Below are 19,208 nucleotides of genomic sequence, written 5' to 3' on the forward strand. Positions count from 1 at the left end.
GGTGTGACCAGTATGCCGCGTTCCACCCTGCGGTTGCGATCACTTGCCGCGATTGAGTTGTCGCAGGTTGCCCACCACGGCTGCCAGCGCACGTTCGAACAGCGGGCCATCGTCCAAGGTGTGCAGGACGCCCTGCTTGAACGCCAGGGCTAACTGGCCCGCGCTTTTCTCCAGGACCTTGAGGCCCGTGCGGCTGACAAAAATATAGGTATCGACGGGCGGCATGATCGCGGTCAATTTGCAGCCCAGGGTACCGGCTTCATGTTGTTGCAACGCTACCCAGTCACCGACTCGCAACTGCTGGGCCTTGAGCAGGTCGGGGTCATCAGGGGGCAGTGGTTCGTCGGCAGCCGGCGGGCCAGCCCCCAGGGTAAAAGGCTCACGCACTTCAACCAGCACCTCGCCGTCGAGCGGCTCAACATGCATGGCCTGCAACCGCAGGAAGAACTCGCGGGTGCTGAAAGGATCGAACGCCGCACCGGCCAACCCGTCACGCAATGCCTTGAGCAGCCCGGGTAATTGCTCCAGCAAACGCCGACCCGCTTCGGTGTCTTCACGCAGGCCGACGCTCCAGACCAATTCATCCAGGGTACGCAGCGCCGCCTGCCATTGCAGCGATTGTTCGCCATGCTTGAGAACGGCCACTAACAGCACCTGGCTCCAGGCTTGCTGCACAAATGTCAGCACCGATTGCGGCAGGGTTTTGCCCACGAGCCGCCGACTGAGCACCTGCGCCACACGTTGGCGCGCCCCCTCGATATGCAGGCGCTCTTGCTCGGCGTCACGGGTATGCCGCTCAAGGCGTTCACTGCGCGTGCGCTCTTGGGCTGTAAATGCGCTGAACGTGGTGAGCAACTGGGAGAAAATCGCCGGGTCTTCGACGTACTCATTCAGCAACCGCTGTACGAGTTGCTCGATACACAGATAGAGGTTGTCCCGTGGGTGGTCATGGGGCGGGCTCCAGCCGATGACGGCGCTCGCGATGTCGTTGAGCAAGCGCCGCGCCGGATGCTGCGTGCAACTGAGCAGGCGCTTGTCCAGCACCGCCACTTTCAGAAGCGGGATTTGCAAGCGGGCGATCAGCCCCTTGAAAGCGTCCGGTACACTGCGGTCATCGAGCATGAACTCGAACAGCATGGCCACCAGATTGATCACATCTTCGTCTGCTTCTTCCAACACCCGCGACTTGCCACTTTTGACACTGACCCGGGTGAGCAACTGTTCAAGCTGGCTGCGCAGGTCGAAATCGTCCTCGCACTCCGGCTCCGGAACATATTGCTGCAAATGCGACAGCAGCCGCAGCAGATCGCGGGTGGCAATGGGTTGCGGCTCGGCGCTGGCTTCAAGGGTCGGCGCCACGCTGCCACGCACGGCTACCAGCAGCGTCTGCAAGGCGCTGAACGCTTGCTGGCCGCTTTTATCCAGCGGCGGGTCGGCCACCGCTTGGCCGGTGCAATCCTGATGCTCCCGGGCCGCTCGCCCGCCGGCTCGACGGGACGGGAGCGCCTTGAGTTCCGGCAATACGCCAGTGGCGATCAGTAATTGGTTGGCCTCGCCATACAACAGGTCGGCGTCACTGAGCACGTACTTCTCAAACAGCTTGAGCATGACCAGCTTGACGCGTATTTCCACCCCCAGGCTGCGCCCTGCCTGCAAGAAAAACCCGCACAGCCGCGCCGGGGCCAAGGGGTTTTCCGGATCATCCAGGCGCCTGCCGAGCAGTTCACTCAAGCGCGCGTTCAATTGCCCCAGCGCCAAGCCATCACGGTGGCGCACCCGACCGAGCATCGCCTCCAGGGCCACGGCTTTTTCCACGTCATCGGCGCTGGTGCCGGGTACCGCCTCATAAGACACCAGCGGCACCAGGTGTGCCCCGCTGCACCGGGCCTGGCCCAGGTTGGCGAACGCCACGAACAGCTGCTCCATGAACACGCGTTCGAAGTTCTTGCGCTTGAGGCGCAGGTCGCGCATGGCCTCGAAAAAAATATGATGGTCGACGGTGCTACGGGCCTTTTCGGCCATTTCGAACAGGGTGTCGTCGGCGTTATCGAACAGTTCCTGCAAGCCTTGCTGCAGCTGTTGCGCAGCCTTGTCACGCACCTGCAGCAACACCACCGGCAGGCGCGCGAGCGGCGATGGCGTGGCCTGTGCTCTGTTGATAGGCACCACCTTCCCGTCATTGTGCATCCTGGCCTCCTGAAACGGCGGTTTTGAGAGGTGGAAAGACCGGGAGCAGGCCCGGCAGGCACTGCAAATATCCCGGTCACCACCAAGACGTCAAAGCTATGACGCCAATTGCAAGGCGCGAGATTATCTTGCAAACGAGGGCAGTTGCGCCAGCACACTCTGACTTTGTGCGGTAAATGAGTGGCGAGCCTGGGTTAGAACGCACGCTGGCCCTATAATCGAGGCACTTTGTTTGTGGAGCCTGTTATGCCGAACCTCCGTCTTGCCGACCTCACCGCCGAAATCGAAGCCAACGTGCGCCGCGCACTGCTGGAAGACATCGGCAGTGGTGACATCACCGCGCAGTTGATCCCCGCCGAACGGCTGGCCAAGGCCACGATCATTACCCGTGAGGCGGCTGTTATCGCCGGCACAGCGTGGGTGGATGCGGTGTTTCGTCAACTGGACCCACGGGTTGCCGTGCACTGGCAGGTAGCCGACGGTGAACGTGTGAGCCCCAACCAGGCGTTGTTCCACCTCGAGGGCCCCGCCCGCTCGCTGCTCAGCGGTGAACGTTGTGCGTTGAACTTCCTGCAGCTGTTGTCAGGGGTTGCCACCCGTGCGCAATTTTTGGCGGACTTTGTCGCCAGTACCCAGGTCAAGCTGCTGGATACCCGCAAGACATTGCCCGGCCTACGTTTGGCGCAGAAGTATGCGGTGACCTGCGGCGGTTGCCACAACCACCGCATCGGGCTGTATGACGCGTTCCTGATCAAGGAAAACCACATCGCTGCCTGCGGTGGCATTGCCCAAGCGATCACCGCCGCCCACAAGATCGCCCCGGGCAAGCCGGTGGAGATCGAAGTGGAAAGCCTGGAGGAATTGCGTGAAGCCCTGGCGGCAGGTGCCGACATCATCATGCTGGATGAACTGAGCCTGGAAGACATGCGCGAAGCCGTACGCCTGAACGCCGGCAAAGCTAAGCTGGAAGCCAGCGGCGGGATCAATGAAACCACCTTGCTGCCTATCGCTGAAACCGGCGTGGACTACATCTCCATCGGCGCGATGACCAAGGATGTGAAGGCGGTGGACCTGTCGATGCGCCTCAGTATCTAACGATGCCGTAACTGTAGGAGCGAGCTTGCTCGCGAAAAACCCTAACGATAACGCGTACCTCTGGGGCCACGCGGTGGTCTTGAGTTTTTCGCGAGCAAGCTCGCTCCTACAAGCTGCTTTTAAACTACAAGATCATTCATCTCGCAGTACTCGTCCCATTCGACACCCAGCACCTCGGCCGCCTCTTTGTGCAAGGCCAACCGCGCGGCTTCGAATTCTTCCGGTGTCGAGGTGTACTTGAGGGTCAACTCCCAAGGCTGGTAGCCCTGGCTCTCGGCCTCATCTTCAAATGCCCACTGAATCTGGTCGCGCTGATCGTCGGCACTCAGGTCCTTGATCTCTTCTTTAAGCTGCGGCGTCGCCTCAAGGTATTTCTCGAGAGCTTCTTGGTGCCGAACTTCCTGGGTCATCTCAGTCGTGGTCATGTTGTTCTCTTAGATCGAGGAATGGGAATGCATCTGGGTCTTCAAGGTTGCGCAGATACAAAAGAGCGGGCGCAAATGCCCGGCTCACCTGGCCTTCAGAACCATTCTGGGATCATCTGAAAACATTGCCGTTGAAACAGTGGTGCCTGTGGTGCCCGAGACAGGAATCGAACCTGCGACCTTCGCGTTACGAGTGCGCTGCTCTACCGGCTGAGCTACACGGGCGGTGGGCTAAAGCTAGCACTGCATTGGGCAGGCAGCAACTTGCACGCTCACCGCCCGGCGACTGTCACGCCCCGTTGGCGCCACAACCCTTGGCAGCGTACTGCGGGTCTACCGTGGTGGCACAGCTCCAGCCGGTGGTGGCGCTGCGGGTCAGGGTGATGGTCTTGCCGAGCACGGGCGCGGGCGCATCGAGGATTTCACAACGCAGGGTACCGGCGCCCGAGGCCACATCGCCCGTCACTTCGATCGTACAGTTGGCGGTAGGGCTTGTGCCCCCGATGAGGGCCAGGGTCGGCACGGCGCCCTGGTTGATGACGTCCTCATAGCCGGCCTTCAACGCGCTGATTTCAGCCAACCCCGCGGTGAACTTGGCCTTGGCCTGGTGCTTGGTGTACATGGGCAGGCAGATGGTGGCCAAAATGCCGATGATTGCCACGACGATCAATAACTCGATCAAGGTAAAACCTTTTTGACGCATCTCTTTCACTCTCCAGAATAGAACCATGACAAGGCGCGTCCTGCGCCTCGTAGTGTGCAACGGCGCCAGTGTACTCATCCCCACGCAGCCGTTCGCCTGCAAGACGCACAATCTGACATTTTATCGCCCAGCACCAGCCTGCCCGACTCCGCCACCTGACTAAGCTATAAATTCTTCACGACCTGGGTGCGCCAACCTCACATGAACGACACGTCGACAATCTATGCCTGGGTGGGCATCAACCGCAAAGGGCGCCGGGTATCCGGAACGATCGCCGGGCATAACCTTGCGCTGATCAAGGTACAACTGCGCCAGCAAGGAATCTGCCCCGAGCGTGTGCACAAGAAGTCTTGTGCACTGCCAACCTTCAAGACGCGCATAACGCCTGTGGATATCGCCCTGTTCACTCGCCAGTTGGCCACCTTGCTCAAGGCCGGCATCCCGCTGCTGCAAGCCTTCGACATCATCAGTGAAGGCGTCGAAAACCAACAGCTGCGCGAACAGGTGAAGGCGCTGAAACAGCATATTGCCAGCGGCCACCCGTTGGCCGCTGCCCTGCGTCAGTATCCCCGCCACTTCGATGAGCTGTACTGCAATCTGGTAGCGGCTGGCGAAATGGCCGGTGCCCTGGAAACCCTGCTGGAGCGCGTGGCGATTCATCTGGAAAAAAGCCAACGGCTCAAAACCAGGATCAAGAAAGCCATGACCTACCCTATCGCGGTACTGGTAATTGCCACAGGGGTGAGCACAGTGCTGTTGATCCATGTGGTGCCGCAATTCCAGAACTTGTTCGCCGGGGTCAACGGCCAATTGCCGGGGTTTACCCTGGCGGTCATCGCGCTATCGGAACTGCTGCAACAGGCGTGGTGGATGCTTGGGCTGGGTGTGGGCGCGGCGCTGGTTGCAGGAAGCCACGTCTACCGTACTTACCCGGGGTTTCGCCATTGGTGGGCAGCAGGTTTGTTGAAAGTGCCCGTGGCAGGCAAACTGCTGCACAAATCTGCGGTCGCCCGCTACGCTCGCACGCTATCCACTACCTTTGCGGCGGGCGTTCCTCTGGTACAGGCATTGGGATCGGTGGCCGGCGCCGTCGGTAATGGCCCTTTCAAACAGGCAATTGAACGTATGCGCCACGATGTATCCACAGGCATGCAGTTGAATCAATCCATGCATAACAGCGGCCTGTTCCCACGCATGGCGATCCAGATGACCGCAATCGGTGAGGAGTCCGGCACCCTGGACCGCATGCTGGAAAAAGTCGCGAACCACTACGAGTCAGACGTGGATACCTTGGTCGACAACCTCACCAGCCTGATGGAGCCGCTGATCATGGTGGTATTAGGGGGGATTGTCGGCGCGCTGGTAGTCGCCATGTACTTGCCGGTGTTCCAATTGGGGACGGCGTTTTGAGCCTGCTGCTGAGTGAGTATCCCTGGGCGTTTGTCGGCGTGGCGCTGGTGTTGGGCCTGATCGTCGGCAGCTTCCTCAATGTGTTGGCGTGGCGCCTGCCCAAAATGCTTGAGCGGGAATGGCGTGCCCAGGCCCATGAGATTCTCGACTTGCCAGCCGAGCCAGGTGGGCCGGCCTATAACCTGATGCATCCGAACTCTTGCTGCCCGCGCTGCAATCATCCGATTCGGCCTTGGGAAAATATCCCGGTGCTCAGCTACCTGCTGCTCCGGGGGCATTGTGCCCATTGCCGTGAGCCCATCGGCCGGCGTTACCCTCTCACCGAACTGGCCTGCGCGCTGATCTGCGCCGCTGTCGCCTGGCACTTCGGCTTCGGCTGGCAAGCCGGCGCGGTGATGCTGCTGAGTTGGGGCTTGCTGGGGATGAGCCTGATTGATCTGGACCACCAGCTGCTGCCGGATGTGCTGGTGCTGCCGCTGCTATGGCTGGGGCTAATCCTCAACAGCGCTGACCTGCTGACGCCACTGCCCGATGCCGTGTGGGGCGCGGTTATCGGCTACATGAGCTTGTGGAGCCTGTTTTGGCTGTTCAAGCTGGCCACCGGCAAAGACGGCATGGGCCATGGCGACTTCAAGTTATTGGCCTTGCTGGGAGCCTGGGGCGGCTGGCAGATACTGCCGATGACCCTGCTGATGGCCTCGCTGCTGGGCGTGTTTGCCGGGCTGATTTTGCTGCGTTTGCGTAAGGCCCAGGCGTCAGCGCCAATGCCGTTTGGCCCCTGCCTGGCAATTGCCGGCTGGATTGCATTGCTCTGGGGTGGTCAAATAACCGACTTCTATTTGCAGTCTGTCGGTTTCAGATGACCACTTCTGTTGCAACACCCTGGATTCTTGGGCTCACGGGCGGCATTGGCAGCGGCAAAAGCGCTGCGGCCGAGCACTTTATCAAGCTGGGCATCGACCTGGTGGACGCCGATCACGCCGCGCGCTGGGTGGTCGAGCCTGGCCGCCCGGCGCTGGCGCGCATTGCCGAACATTTCGGCGCCAGCGTGCTGCAGGCCGACGGTCAACTGGACCGTGCCGCGCTGCGCAAGCTGATCTTTGAGGTCCCACAAGAGCGCCTGTGGCTGGAAGCCTTGCTGCACCCGCTGATCGCCGAGGAAATTCGCAGCCACCTGGCACGCGCCCAGTCGCCCTACGCGATCCTGGTGTCACCGCTGCTGATCGAGTCCGGGCAGTACAGCATGACCCAGCGCATCCTGGTGATCGACGTGCCGCAATCGCTGCAGGTTCAGCGTACCCTGCAGCGCGACGGCATCAGCGAACAACAGGTGCAGGCGATTCTCAAGGCCCAGTCCAGCCGCGAAGACCGCCTGAACCATGCCGATGACGTGCTGGTCAACGATAAGGACCTCGCCTGGCTGCACGGCGAGGTCGAGCGACTGCACCACTTTTACCTTACTTTGCGTGGAGGCCGATCATGAGCCAACCCTTGACCGTCGACTGCCCAACCTGCGGCGCCCCCGTGGAATGGAAAGCGACCAACCTCAACCGGCCGTTCTGCTCGGACCGTTGCAAACTCATCGACCTGGGTGCCTGGGCCGCTGAAGAACACAAGATCCCCGTGGCCCCGGACGCCGAAGACGAACTGTTTTCCGAAGACCTGCCGCCGCGCCACTAAGGCCGCATAAAGGCATATTCCTGCTGGTCGTCGAGGTTTTCTGCAAGGTATTGCAACTCGTCGGCCAGGTCTTCAAAGCTGCGTACACCCTTGCTTTGCTGCACCACTGCGCTGAGCATGGCGCGCAAGGTCAAACCTGGGTCAAAACCGATTTCCTGCGCTGCATCCTGGCTTCTGCGCAACTCCTGCCGTGCCCATTCATACACACTCATAATTCGTGCTCCTGAAAATTTTGCCGAGCATGGACCTGCGCCGCTGCCCTGCATTTGACCTGGATCAACGCCGCGAATCGTCGTCCTTCCAGGGCGCCGAGAGGTAGCGGGTGCGGTTGAAGGTCTCCAGCCATTCCGGGCAAAACACCACCAGCGCGCTGATGACCATGCCGTTGATAAAGGCTTCGGGAAAGATGATCAGCCACAGGTAACCGACAAAATCCTCCAGCCATTCCGGCATCGCAAAAAGGCCGTCGAACCACAGCAGGCCCAGGCCGGCCAACAGGCACAGCAATGCCGACAGTGCGGCAGCAAAAAAGCCCGAACAGAAGATATACACAAAGGGGTTTCGCGGCTGTGCCCGCTCCACCAACAGCGCGCATCCTTCGGTGACCAGCACCGGCAGCGCAATCAGGAGCAGGCCATTGACGCCAAGCGCAGCAAGGTCCTGACGCCCCAACAGCATCAAGCCAAGCTGGGCGGCAAAGCCACCGACGATTGCCAGCGGCCAATCGAGCAGCAAAGTCACGGCGGTCATGCCGATAAAGTGATAGGACACACCGGTATCGAAATCCCGCCGCACCAGCCACAGCATGAACAGCGCGAACACCGTACCGAACAACAAATGCTGGCGCCGTCGGTCGGCAAACAGCTCCACCCATGGCGAGCGCAGGATCGCCCATATCACCACGGGCGCATACACCAGCCAGCCGATACCGAGGGTCTGGGGTGCCAGAACCGCTGCACTGATCACGGACGCTCTGCCTTTACCAAAAAACTCATCACACACCTCGTCCCTGGCCTGTTTCACGTGAGCATTCTACACCCGCGTTTTAAGGCAAGACTTCCTGTGGTCATCATTTGAACGCTAAGCTGCGACTATGGATGACTCAGATTACTTGCGCCTGCTCACCGTAGCGGCCGAACAAGCCAACGCATTCCTGTCCAATGCCCGCAAGTGGGAGCGTGAGCGTTGGGTCTGCCAGCGCCTGCTGCAAGGCTTGAACGTGCCCTACCGCGTCGAAGAGTTCCACGCAGCAGGCCAGGAGCCGCCCGACGTGTTGTTTCGCGACGCCAGCTTCGAGGTGTTTTTTGTGCTCGACGAGGGGCGCCGCCTGAACGACGAGTGGCGCGATGAGTTGCTGCGCAGGCGCAGCGCTTTCTCCTTGAGCCAACTGGTACGGCGCGAAGCCAAGCCACGGCGTATCCCCGCCCATGAGTTCCTGCTGCGCCTGGCCCCCACACTGCGTAAAAAAGCCCACAACTACAAAGAGCGCGGCATGGACCTGGGGGAGTTGGATCTCATCGCGTTTACCAGCCTCAAACGCGAGGTACTGGACCTCAACAGCCATTTTCCTCCACCGACCGAATATCTGCGCCAGGGCTGGCGCTCGCTGTCACTGGTGGGTCCAACCTTCGCCCGCGTGTTGTTCGCGCACCCGGACGCGCCGGACTTCTTGCGCAACAACCTGGGCCGCAGCATAGTGTTTGACGTGGGCATCAGCCTCTGATGCCCCTGGCTGTAACGTGGCGCCCCTTTGCAACGTCTACCTGACGAGGCCTTTATGACCAGCCGCCTGAAACCCGATGACCAAGAGCGTGTCGAACAGTACCTGCAACTCTCCCAGAACAGAGTCGAGCGCAAGCCTTTCCGGCCGTGGCTGCTCCTCTGCGTGGTGCTGGTAGTGGTGATCGGGCTCGGTGTGCTGAGCCGCCTATTGAGTTACCTGACGCTATGAGCCGCCTGGCGCTCGCGAGGGTAACTGCTCCGATTTCTTTTAGCCTTGCGAGATATCCCCATGACCCATCGTATTATTATCGTCGGCGGCGGTGCCGGCGGCCTGGAGTTGGCTACCCGCCTGGGTAAGACCCTGGGCAAGCGTGGCAAGGCCAGCATCACGCTGGTCGACACCAACCTGACCCACATCTGGAAGCCCTTGCTGCACGAAGTGGCGGCCGGCTCGCTGAATTCCTCGGAAGACGAACTCAACTACGTCGCCCAAGCCAAATGGAACCACTTCGAGTTCCAGCTGGGCCGTATGAGCGGGCTTGACCGTGAACATAAGAAAATCCAGCTGGCCGCCACCCTCGACGAAGAAGGCCGCGAACTGGTGCCCGCCCGCGTGCTGGGCTACGACAGCCTGGTGATTGCGGTAGGCAGCACTACCAACGACTTCGGCACTGAAGGCGCAGCGCAACATTGCCTGTTCCTCGATACCCGCAAGCAGGCCGAGCGCTTCCACCAGCAACTGCTCAACCACTACCTGCGCGCCCATGCAGGCCAAACCGACGCCGTCGAACAGATCAGCGTCGCCATCGTCGGCGCCGGTGCCACCGGCGTTGAGCTGGCCGCCGAGCTGCATAACGCTGCCCATGAGCTGGCCGCGTATGGCCTGGATCGTATCAAGCCAGAAAACATGCACATCACCCTGATCGAAGCCGGCCCGCGGGTATTGCCTGCCCTGCCGGAGCGGATCGGTGGGCCAGTGCACAAGACCCTGGAGAAACTAGGGGTAACGGTACTGACCAACTCGGCGGTCAGTGAAGTAACCGCCGACGCCTTGATCACCAGCAGCGGCCAGGTGATCCCGGCCAGCCTCAAGGTCTGGGCGGCCGGTATCCGCGCACCCGGTTTCCTCAAGGACATCGACGGCCTGGAAACCAACCGCATCAACCAGCTGCAAGTCCTGCAAACCCTGCAAACCACCCGCGACGAAAACATCTTCGCCTTTGGTGATTGCGCCGCCTGCCCGCAGCCGGGCACCGACCGCAATGTACCGCCACGGGCCCAAGCGGCTCACCAACAGGCGTCATTGCTGGCCAAATCGCTCAAGCTGCGGATTGAAGGCAAAGAGCTACCGACCTACAAGTACACCGACTACGGCTCGCTGATCTCGCTGTCGCGCTTTTCTGCGGTGGGTAACCTGATGGGCAATTTGACGGGCAGTGTGATGCTGGAAGGCTGGCTGGCGCGGATGTTCTACGTGTCGCTGTACCGCATGCACCAGATGGCGCTGTATGGGTTCTTCCGCACGGCGATGCTGATGCTGGGCAGCAAGATCGGCCGAGGCACCGAGCCACGCCTCAAATTGCATTAATCTGTGGGGGGGGCAAGTAAGCGAACCTTGCCCCTTGTAGGAGCGAGGGGGACGCCTAGTTCTTGCTCGCGAAAAACGTCAACGATAACGCGGGCTTTCTAAGTGAACGCGGCGCCTGTGAGTTTTTCGCGAGCAAGCTCGCTCCTACAACAACAACAGGCAAAAAAAATCCCCGTATCTTTCGATACGAGGATTTTTAATATGGTCGGGGTAGGGGGATTCGAACTCCCGACATCCTGCTCCCAAAGCAGGCGCGCTACCGGACTGCGCTATACCCCGGTAATAAAAAGGCGACCTTTCAGTCGCCTTCTTCGATCAGCGCTTTTGGCCTCTGATCTTAAGATTCGATTCCAGCGTTAACTGGTCTCAAAAATGGTGGGTCGTGTGGGATTCGAACCTACGACCAATTGGTTAAAAGCCAACTGCTCTACCAACTGAGCTAACGACCCAAATATGGTCGGGGTAGGGGGATTCGAACTCCCGACATCCTGCTCCCAAAGCAGGCGCGCTACCGGACTGCGCTATACCCCGGTTTGAAATTGGCTCCGTGACCAGGACTCGAACCTGGGACCCAATGATTAACAGTCATTTGCTCTACCGACTGAGCTATCACGGAACTACATATTTCAAAGTTACTACTGTGTTGCTTCCTCTTCGACCCTGTCCGTATCGCTACGTTAGCGTCTCTGAGGCGCGCTATTCTACAATCTTAAAAACCCCTGTCAACCCTTTAAATTGCTTTTAAGACAATGATTTGCGCTTCTTTCTGATTTCTTCTTGGGGAGAAGAAACCCGTGGGCTGACGTTGCTGCGGGGCGCACTTTACAAGCCTTTGCCTTACAGTTCAACGCCCTATCGAAAAAAAAGGCCCCGCGATGCGGGGCCTTCTCTGTTTACGCCAAACGCTGGGCTTAATGGAAGACGATTTCGTCATCTTTCACCGTCGCCGTGACGCGAGTGCCAGGCATAAAGCTGCCCGACAGGATCAGCTGCGCCAGTGGGTTTTCGATCCAGCGCTGGATCGCACGTTTAAGTGGCCGTGCGCCATACACTGGGTCGTAACCGACCGCGATCAGCTTGTCCAGCGCTTCGCCGCTCAGCTCCAGGTCCAGCTCGCGCTCAGCCAGGCGGCTACGCAGGCGGCCCAACTGGATCTCGGTGATGCCCGCGATCTGATCCCGCGCCAGAGGCTCGAAGATCACCACTTCATCGACCCGGTTGATGAATTCCGGACGGAAGTGCGTGGTCAACGCGTCCATCACCGCCGCACGCTGGGCCTCACGATCACCCACCAATTCCTGGATCTGCGCCGAGCCCAGGTTGGAGGTCATCACGATCACCGTATTACGGAAGTCCACCGTACGCCCGTGGCTGTCCGTCAAGCGACCATCCTCCAGCACCTGCAGCAAGATGTTGAACACATCCGGGTGCGCCTTCTCGACCTCATCCAGCAGGATCACCGAGTAAGGTTTGCGCCGCACGGCTTCGGTCAGATAACCGCCCTCTTCGTAACCCACATAGCCTGGTGGCGCACCGATCAGGCGAGCCACCGAGTGTTTCTCCATGAATTCGGACATATCGATCCGCACCATGGCCTCTTCAGTATCAAAGAGGAACTCGGCCAGGGCCTTGCACAACTCGGTCTTACCTACACCGGTTGGGCCGAGGAACATGAACGAGCCGCTTGGGCGGTTCGGGTCGGACAAACCTGCCCGCGAACGCCGTACCGCGTTGGACACCGCTACCACCGCCTCTTCCTGGCCGATGACGCGCTGGTGCAACAGGCTTTCCATCTTCAGCAGCTTGTCGCGCTCGCCTTCGAGCATCTTCGACACGGGAATACCGGTCCACTTGGAGACCACTTCGGCAATTTCTTCCTCGGTCACCTTGCTGCGCAGCAACTGGTTTTCAGGCTTGCCGTGCTGGTCAACCATCTGCAGGCTGCGCTCCAGGTCCGGGATCACCCCGTACTGCAACTCGGCCATGCGGTTCAGGTCGCCTTTGCGACGCGCGGCTTCCAGTTCCTGGCGGGACTGCTCGATTTTTTGCTGGATCTGCGCCGAACCCTGTACTTCGGCTTTTTCCGAGGTCCAGATTTCTTCGAGGTCCGAATATTCACGTTCCAGGCGGACAATTTCTTCCTGGAGTTTTTCCAGGCGTTTCTTGGCCGCTTCGTCTTCTTCTTTCTTCAGCGCCTGGGATTCGACTTTCAGTTGAATCAGACGGCGATCCAGACGATCCAGCACTTCCGGCTTGGAGTCGATCTCCATACGGATGCGGCTGGCCGCTTCGTCAATCAGGTCGATGGCCTTGTCCGGCAACTGGCGATCAGTGATATAGCGATGGCTCAATTTGGCCGCCGCAATAATCGCACCGTCGGTGATCGCCACCTTATGGTGGACCTCATAGCGCTCTTTCAGGCCACGCAGGATCGCGATGGTGTCTTCTTCGCTCGGTTCTTCCACCAGCACTTTCTGGAAGCGACGCTCAAGCGCTGCGTCCTTTTCGATGTACTGACGGTATTCGTTGAGCGTGGTGGCACCAACGCAGTGCAACTCACCCCGCGCCAAGGCTGGCTTGAGCATGTTGCCCGCGTCCATGGAGCCTTCGCCTTTACCGGCGCCGACCATGGTGTGCAATTCGTCGATAAACAGAATGATCTGCCCTTCCTGCTTCGACAATTCGTTAAGCAAGGATTTGAGGCGCTCTTCGAACTCACCCCGGAACTTGGCGCCGGCAATCAGCGAGCCCATGTCCAGAGACAGCAGGCGCTTGCCTTTGAGGCCGTCTGGCACTTCACCATTAATGATGCGCTGGGCCAGGCCCTCGGCAATCGCGGTTTTACCCACGCCAGGTTCACCGATCAGCACCGGGTTGTTCTTGGTGCGACGTTGCAACACCTGGATGGTGCGACGAATCTCGTCGTCACGGCCGATCACCGGGTCCAGCTTGCCTTCTTCGGCACGCTTGGTCAGGTCGACGGTGTATTTGTCCAGGGCCTGACGCGACTCCTCGTGGTTGGGGTCGTTCACCGCTTCGCCGCCACGCAGGTTGTTGATGGCGTTTTCCAGGGCTTTCTTGCTTACACCCTGGCCCAGCAACAATTTGCCGAGCTTGCTGTTGTCGTCCATGGCGGCGAGCAGCACCAGTTCACTGGAGATGAACTGGTCACCTTTCTGCTGGGCCAATCGGTCGGCCTGGTTGAGCAGGCGCGCCAGATCCTGGGACATATTCACGTCGCCGGTGGGGTTCTGGATTTTCGGCAGTTGGTCGAGCTCTTTGCTCAACTCCTTGCGCAGGCTGTTGACGTCAAAGCCCACCTGCATCAGCAAGGGTTTGATAGAACCACCTTGCTGTTCCAGGAGCGCCTGCATCAAGTGCGCAGGCTCAATGGCCGGGTGGTCGAGGCCCACCGCCAAGGATTGAGAGTCAGACAAGGCCAACTGCAATTTGCTGGTTAAACGATCAATACGCATTAGTCACCTTCCTTTTGAGCAGGCCGGAGCTATGAACAAACACATCCTGAATGAAGAAACCTGCCAGATACCCTTATAGATGGGGTGGATTCTGGGGGTTTCAAGCGGCGGACGGTTGATACAGGTCAGGACAGTCTAGCGTTCAAGCCAGATAAGGGAGGCGAATCGGCCCGTGCGCGGGCTGCGGCGATAAGAAAAGAAACGCGGGTCGGTCACAGTGCACAAACCGCCACCATACACAGCGGTGACACCGCGCGCTGCCAGGCGCAGGCGCGCCAGCTGGTAGATGTCGGCCATGAACTTGCCGGGGTTGTGGCTGGGAACAAAGGCTTGAGCGGTGGCCGGCATTTGCTGCATGAACACTTCACGCACTTCCGGGCCGACCTCAAAGGCTTGTGGGCCAATGGCAGGGCCGAGCCAGACCAGAACATCTGCAGGAGCACTATCCAGGCGTTCGAACGCAGCCTCCAGCACGCCAGCCGCCAAACCACGCCAACCAGCATGGGCTGCGGCAACCCGAGTGCCCGCCCGATTACAGAACAGCGCCGGCAGGCAATCGGCGGTCATGGACGTGCAGGCGATACCAGGGGTACTGGTCCAACTTCCGTCAGCCTCGACAGTGCGGCCCGGATCGGCCTCAACCACCTGAGTACCGTGGACTTGGCGCAACCAGGCAGGCTGGATATCGAAGGCGTCACTCAGGCGACGGCGATTTTCAAGGACGGCCTCAAGGCTGTCCTCGACATGATCGCCCAGGTTGAGGCTGTCGAACGGCGCCAGGCTGACGCCGCCCGCACGGGTGGTGACGCAGGCTTTTACCCGAGCCGGCGCGGGCCAGTCAGGTATCAGCCAGTCACTCATCCGACAAACGCCTCGCGATCCTGCTTGAGCAGCGACAACAGCCAGACCAGATCGTCTGGCAGTGGCGATTCCCAGCTCATGCGCTTACCGCTCGTCGGATGATCCAGCTCCAGGAAACGTGCATGCAGTGCCTGGCGCGGGAACGTCTTGAGCGACTCAACCATGGTCTGGCTGGCCGCTGGCGGAATACGGAAGCGACCACCGTAGGCCGGATCGCCGACCAACGGGAAGTTGATGTGCGCCATGTGCACGCGAATCTGGTGGGTACGCCCGGTTTCCAGCTTGACCCGCACATGGGTGTGGGAGCGGAAACGCTCCAGCACGCGGTAGTGGCTGACGGCTTGCTTGCCGCCCTCCATCACCGCCATACGCTGGCGCTGCTGGCCGTGACGACCAATGGGTGCGTTGATCTTGCCACCGGCCACAACAACGCCGATCACAATGCACTCATAGATACGGCTGACACTACGGCTCTGCAATTGCGTAACCAGTTGCGTCTGCGCCTGAATGGTCTTGGCTACCACCATAAGGCCGGTGGTGTCCTTGTCCAGACGGTGCACGATGCCGCAGCGCGGCACATTGATGATGTCCGGCACGTGGTGCAACAGGGCATTGAGCAAGGTGCCATCAGCGTGCCCGGCGGCCGGGTGAACCACCAGGCCCGCGGGTTTGTTGATGACCAGGATGTCGTCGTCTTCATAGACGATATCCAGCTCGATGTCCTGGGCGACCCATTCTCCCTGGGCTTCCTGCTCGGCAGTCAGCTCAAGAATCGCACCGCCATGGACTATGTCTCGCGGGCGGATAACCGCTCCATCCACAGTCAGGCGGCCGTCTTTGATCCAGGCGGAAAGGCGCGAGCGCGAGTGCTCAGCGAATAATTGTGCGGCGACTTGATCGAGGCGTTGGCCGCCCAATTCGGACGGCACCTCTGCGCGAAGTTCAATTTTATCGGACATGCTCAGACTAGGCGTGGCGTAGCCTTTGGTTTCGGCTGCGCGCTTGTGGTTAAATACGGCGTCTTTTGCCCCGAGGCTTTCAACGGGGCGCTCATCATAACAGGACGGCCCCGCCCAAGACAGCGGCCGTCATAGGGACGCAAGCCGCCATGCAAGTGAAACACCTGCTGCTGATCGCCATCCTCGCCATGACTGCTGCTTGCTCGTCAACAAAGGACGTCGTCGACGAAAACCTGAGCGAAGTCGAGCTGTACCAGCAAGCTCAGACAGACTTGGACAATAATAGCTTCACCAGCGCCACAGCGAAGCTGAAGGCATTGGAGTCGCGTTACCCGTTCGGCCGCTATGCCGACCAGGCCCAGCTTGAGCTGATCTACGCCAACTACAAGAACGCCGAGCCGGAAGCTGCCAAGTCCGCTGCCGAGCGTTTCATCCGCCTGCACCCGCAGCACCCGAACGTGGACTACGCCTACTACATGAAAGGCCTGACCTCGTTCGACCAGGATGTTGGCCTGCTGGCGCGCTTCCTGCCGCTGGACATGACCAAGCGTGACCCGGGTGCTGCCCGCGACTCCTATAACGAGTTCGCCCAGCTGACCAGCCGCTACCCCAACAGCCGCTACGCGCCGGACGCCAAGCAGCGCATGATCTACCTGCGCAACCTGCTGGCTTCGTACGAGATCCACGTGGCCCACTACTACCTGACCCGTCAGGCTTATGTGGCCGCCGCCAACCGTGGCCGCTATGTGGTGGAAAACTTCCAGGAAACCCCGTCCGTCGGTGACGGCCTGGCCGTGATGACCGAGGCTTACCAGCGTCTGCACCTGGACACCCTGGCGACCACCAGCCTGGAAACCCTGAAGCTCAACTACCCTGACCACCCGAGCCTGAAAGACGGCCAGTTCGTGCCTCAGGTTGACGAAGCGGACAACCGTTCGTGGCTGAGCAAGTACACCCTGGGCCTGATCGAGTCCCGCCCACCGCTGCCGCCGGGTGAAACCCGCGCCAACCAGGACGTGATCAAGCAGTACCAGGACGCCAAGGACGCCATTCCTTCCGAGCTCAAGCCGCACGACGAGAACGGCGATGTGATCGAAGAAGAAGAGCCGCAAGCTCTGGGCGATAACCAGGACCGCTCGTGGTTCAGCTACATGACCTTCGGTGTGTTCGACTGATTGTTCGACGCAACGCAAAAGGGAGCTCTTAAGGAGCTCCCTTTTTTATGAGCGAGTATTTATTGCCCTGTGCGCCCGGGACCACCTTGGCTAAACTGGCGCATTCCTTGTCGAGAAACTGCCCATCATGCTTCGTCTACTGTTCTGGATTGCTGTCATTGCTGCCGCGGTATGGTTCTGGCGCAAATTCAAAAACCCTGCCGCCCGTCAGCAACGGCCTGCTGAGCCGGATGCGGCCCTGATGGTGCGTTGCGCCCACTGTGGCGTGCACCTGCCGCAGGACCGCGCACTAAGCTCACGCCAGCAATGGTACTGCACCCAGGCCCACCTGGAACAAGGGCCAAAGTCTATCCAGCGTTGAGGCGACCTACGGGGGCGTAAGGCGCCGGATCGATGATCGGAGCCCGCGCCAGCAGCAAGTCGGTGAACAACTGGCAAGAGGCTGGTGCGAGTACCAGGCCATTGCGGTAATGCCCGCAGTTGAGCCACAACCCCTTGAAACCAGGGACCTCACCGATAAACGGTATACCTTCGGGTGAGCCAGGCCGCAAACCGGCCCAATGCCCGACTACCTCGGCGTCCGCCAAGGCGGGAATCAATTCCACCGCAGACGCCTTGAGGCTTTCCAGCGCGGTGTCGGTTGGCGTCTTGTCGAATCCTTCATGCTCCAACGTGCTGCCGATCAGGATGTGCCCATCACGCCGCGGGATCGCATAGCGCCCCTTGGCCAGGACCATGCTGGATAAAAAGTCGGACGCGCATTTGTACAGGATCATTTGGCCCTTGACCGGCTCCACGGGTAGCCCCAAGCCCAGCGTACCCAGCAATTGCCCGCTCCAGGCGCCGGCCGCGAGTACAACCTGATCACCCAAAACCTGGCCGGTAGCGGTATTCACACCCACCACCCTTTCGCCGTCCAGCACAAAACCTGACACATCGCATTGCTCGTGAATCGTCACGTTCGGCAACGCCAGCAGCGCCGCCTTCAGTGATTTGACCAGGCGCGGGTTGCGAACATTGGCCACGTCGGCCATGTAGATCGCCTGGGCGTAGCCGCCCCCCAGCACCGGCACCGCGTCATGGGCCGCCGACACGTCCACTTTACTCAACGGTCGCCCTTCACGCGCAGCCCAGGCCAATGCGTCCGCTTCATCATCCAGGTCGAGCCAATACAACCCTGTGGTATGAACCTCTGGATCAACGCCGGTGGCAGCAAACAGCCGTTGCGCCAATTGCGGGTAAAAATCCTGGGACCAATGGGCCAAGGCCGTGACCGCCTGGCTATAGCGCCACGGGTACAACGGTGAAACAATCCCGCCACCCGCCCAGGAAGACTCCTGCCCAAGCCCACCGCGCTCCAGCAGTGTGACCGCCTGGCCCTCACTGGCGAGGTTGTACGCCGTCAACAGCCCGATTACTCCGCCACCGACAATCACCATTTGCTGTTGCTTAGCCATCATTTGATCCAGCCGATAAACAGGGAAAGGCGCGCCCGGCGCCCACGCTTCAAGTACGCTCATCCTTGCCCCCAGCAGACCTTGGGCGACATTTCAGGCCCCGCTCCCGGGTTGCTGCGCATACCGGTGCTGGTCAAGCTGAAGGCTGCGCACGCGTCGTTCGCCATGACCGAGTCCGCAGCAGGTGTGGCGAGCAGGTCAAAATCCTGGGGGTTCAGGACGACACTGATTCTATAGTGATCATTGCCCGCGCTGACGTCGCCTGCATCAATAAAAGTGCCATTCCTCGTGTAAGAACGCTCCAGATGCTGGGCTTGTTCGCTCAACAACGCGACGATCTGCGCCCGGTACACCTTTTTCACCTGGCCGAGATACCCGGGATACGCAATCCCGGCCAGCAACGCGATGATCGCCACGACGATCAGTAACTCCATCAGGGTAAAACCCTGGCTCTCCCTGCCCATCCGATT

The 19,208-nt window shown here is 60.1% G+C and carries 20 protein-coding genes and 5 tRNA genes; 10 read left to right on the top strand and 15 right to left on the bottom strand.

Annotated elements, in window-relative coordinates; all coding sequences use genetic code 11:
• Positions 1–39: 39 nt before the first annotated feature.
• Entirely contained in the window at positions 40–2,187 is a 2,148-nt protein-coding gene (locus DK871_RS09810; RefSeq protein WP_161904871.1) for a DUF1631 domain-containing protein, read from the bottom strand.
• A 246-nt stretch (positions 2,188–2,433) separates the two neighbouring features.
• Here DK871_RS09810 and nadC point away from each other — a divergent pair, with 246 nt between their 5' ends.
• On the top strand, positions 2,434–3,282 hold the full coding sequence (gene nadC, locus DK871_RS09815; protein ID WP_073523961.1) for a carboxylating nicotinate-nucleotide diphosphorylase: 849 nt from the start codon (positions 2,434–2,436) through the stop codon (positions 3,280–3,282).
• 119 nt (positions 3,283–3,401) lie between these two features.
• Here nadC and DK871_RS09820 read toward each other — a convergent pair whose 3' ends face one another.
• From DK871_RS09820 to DK871_RS09830, 3 genes are all read right to left on the bottom strand, one after another.
• On the bottom strand, positions 3,402–3,707 hold the full coding sequence (locus DK871_RS09820) for a DUF6388 family protein (protein ID WP_161904872.1): 306 nt from the start codon (positions 3,705–3,707) through the stop codon (positions 3,402–3,404).
• 149 nt (positions 3,708–3,856) lie between these two features.
• A tRNA-Thr gene (locus tag DK871_RS09825) sits at positions 3,857–3,932 on the bottom strand.
• A gap of 64 nt (positions 3,933–3,996) precedes the next feature.
• On the bottom strand, positions 3,997–4,410 hold the full coding sequence (locus DK871_RS09830) for a pilin (protein WP_161904873.1): 414 nt from the start codon (positions 4,408–4,410) through the stop codon (positions 3,997–3,999).
• Positions 4,411–4,611: 201 nt separating this feature from the next.
• Here DK871_RS09830 and DK871_RS09835 point away from each other — a divergent pair, with 201 nt between their 5' ends.
• From DK871_RS09835 to yacG, 4 genes are read left to right on the top strand one after another with little or no spacing between them, the layout of a single operon-like run.
• Complete coding sequence (locus tag DK871_RS09835) at positions 4,612–5,820, top strand: type II secretion system F family protein (RefSeq protein ID WP_161904874.1); 1,209 nt, start codon at positions 4,612–4,614, stop codon at positions 5,818–5,820.
• Positions 5,817–6,683 carry an A24 family peptidase gene (locus tag DK871_RS09840; protein ID WP_161904875.1) on the top strand — a complete coding sequence of 289 codons (867 nt, stop codon included), beginning with the start codon at positions 5,817–5,819 and terminating at the stop codon, positions 6,681–6,683. The genes DK871_RS09835 and DK871_RS09840 overlap by 4 nt, the downstream gene beginning before the upstream one ends.
• A complete protein-coding gene (gene coaE, locus DK871_RS09845) occupies positions 6,680–7,303 on the top strand; it encodes a dephospho-CoA kinase (RefSeq protein ID WP_161904876.1) in 624 nt (207 codons plus the stop codon). The genes DK871_RS09840 and coaE overlap by 4 nt, the downstream gene beginning before the upstream one ends.
• On the top strand, positions 7,300–7,500 hold the full coding sequence (gene yacG, locus DK871_RS09850; protein ID WP_003188437.1) for a DNA gyrase inhibitor YacG: 201 nt from the start codon (positions 7,300–7,302) through the stop codon (positions 7,498–7,500). Before coaE ends, yacG begins: the two co-directional genes overlap by 4 nt.
• Here the strand turns inward: yacG and DK871_RS09855 are convergent.
• Together DK871_RS09855 and DK871_RS09860 are read right to left on the bottom strand one after the other, a co-directional pair.
• Positions 7,497–7,712, bottom strand: coding sequence for a hypothetical protein (locus DK871_RS09855; protein WP_003171680.1), 216 nt, complete (start codon positions 7,710–7,712; stop codon positions 7,497–7,499). The genes yacG and DK871_RS09855 overlap by 4 nt on opposite strands.
• A gap of 64 nt (positions 7,713–7,776) precedes the next feature.
• Entirely contained in the window at positions 7,777–8,466 is a 690-nt protein-coding gene (locus DK871_RS09860) for an energy-coupling factor ABC transporter permease (RefSeq protein ID WP_161904877.1), read from the bottom strand.
• A 127-nt stretch (positions 8,467–8,593) separates the two neighbouring features.
• Between DK871_RS09860 and DK871_RS09865 the strand changes: the two genes are divergently transcribed.
• The 3 genes from DK871_RS09865 to DK871_RS09875 are packed head-to-tail and all read left to right on the top strand — an operon-like array spanning position 8,594 to position 10,810.
• Positions 8,594–9,223 carry a DUF1780 domain-containing protein gene (locus DK871_RS09865; protein ID WP_003188431.1) on the top strand — a complete coding sequence of 210 codons (630 nt, stop codon included), beginning with the start codon at positions 8,594–8,596 and terminating at the stop codon, positions 9,221–9,223.
• Between the two features lie 54 nt (positions 9,224–9,277).
• Positions 9,278–9,451, top strand: a complete 174-nt coding sequence (locus DK871_RS09870; RefSeq protein ID WP_161904878.1) for a DUF3094 family protein — start codon at positions 9,278–9,280, stop codon at positions 9,449–9,451.
• Positions 9,452–9,511: 60 nt separating this feature from the next.
• Entirely contained in the window at positions 9,512–10,810 is a 1,299-nt protein-coding gene (locus DK871_RS09875) for an NAD(P)/FAD-dependent oxidoreductase (RefSeq protein ID WP_161904879.1), read from the top strand.
• Positions 10,811–11,012: 202 nt separating this feature from the next.
• On the opposite strand, the gene DK871_RS09880 is transcribed toward DK871_RS09875, so the two are convergent.
• From DK871_RS09880 to rluD, 7 genes are all read right to left on the bottom strand, one after another.
• Positions 11,013–11,089 (bottom strand) — tRNA-Pro (locus DK871_RS09880).
• Positions 11,090–11,183: 94 nt separating this feature from the next.
• Positions 11,184–11,259, bottom strand: a tRNA-Lys gene (locus tag DK871_RS09885).
• A gap of 5 nt (positions 11,260–11,264) precedes the next feature.
• A tRNA-Pro gene (locus DK871_RS09890) sits at positions 11,265–11,341 on the bottom strand.
• Positions 11,342–11,350: 9 nt separating this feature from the next.
• Positions 11,351–11,426, bottom strand: a tRNA-Asn gene (locus tag DK871_RS09895).
• A 295-nt stretch (positions 11,427–11,721) separates the two neighbouring features.
• Positions 11,722–14,286: an ATP-dependent chaperone ClpB gene (clpB, locus tag DK871_RS09900; RefSeq protein WP_003188426.1), complete on the bottom strand. Its 2,565-nt coding sequence runs from the start codon at positions 14,284–14,286 to the stop codon at positions 11,722–11,724.
• A gap of 135 nt (positions 14,287–14,421) precedes the next feature.
• On the bottom strand, positions 14,422–15,147 hold the full coding sequence (gene pgeF / locus DK871_RS09905; protein WP_161904880.1) for a peptidoglycan editing factor PgeF: 726 nt from the start codon (positions 15,145–15,147) through the stop codon (positions 14,422–14,424).
• The gene (gene rluD, locus DK871_RS09910) at positions 15,144–16,106 is read right to left on the bottom strand and encodes a 23S rRNA pseudouridine(1911/1915/1917) synthase RluD (protein ID WP_003188422.1); all 963 of its coding nucleotides are present in this window, start codon (positions 16,104–16,106) and stop codon (positions 15,144–15,146) included. Before rluD ends, pgeF begins: the two co-directional genes overlap by 4 nt.
• Before the next feature lie 149 nt (positions 16,107–16,255).
• Here rluD and DK871_RS09915 point away from each other — a divergent pair, with 149 nt between their 5' ends.
• Both DK871_RS09915 and DK871_RS09920 read left to right on the top strand, forming a co-directional pair.
• Positions 16,256–17,281: an outer membrane protein assembly factor BamD gene (locus DK871_RS09915; RefSeq protein WP_034128050.1), complete on the top strand. Its 1,026-nt coding sequence runs from the start codon at positions 16,256–16,258 to the stop codon at positions 17,279–17,281.
• Between the two features lie 127 nt (positions 17,282–17,408).
• Entirely contained in the window at positions 17,409–17,642 is a 234-nt protein-coding gene (locus DK871_RS09920) for a PP0621 family protein (RefSeq protein ID WP_032897621.1), read from the top strand.
• Here DK871_RS09920 and thiO read toward each other — a convergent pair.
• Entirely contained in the window at positions 17,629–18,738 is a 1,110-nt protein-coding gene (gene thiO / locus DK871_RS09925; protein ID WP_161904881.1) for a glycine oxidase ThiO, read from the bottom strand. The genes DK871_RS09920 and thiO overlap by 14 nt on opposite strands.
• Positions 18,739–18,797: 59 nt before the next feature.
• On the bottom strand, positions 18,798–19,202 hold the full coding sequence (locus DK871_RS09930; RefSeq protein ID WP_161904882.1) for a type IV pilin protein: 405 nt from the start codon (positions 19,200–19,202) through the stop codon (positions 18,798–18,800).
• Positions 19,203–19,208 lie beyond the last annotated feature (6 nt).

The sequence above is a fragment of the Pseudomonas sp. L13 genome (assembly GCF_009935965.1).
Classification (GTDB): Bacteria; Pseudomonadota; Gammaproteobacteria; order Pseudomonadales; family Pseudomonadaceae; genus Aquipseudomonas; species Aquipseudomonas lactis.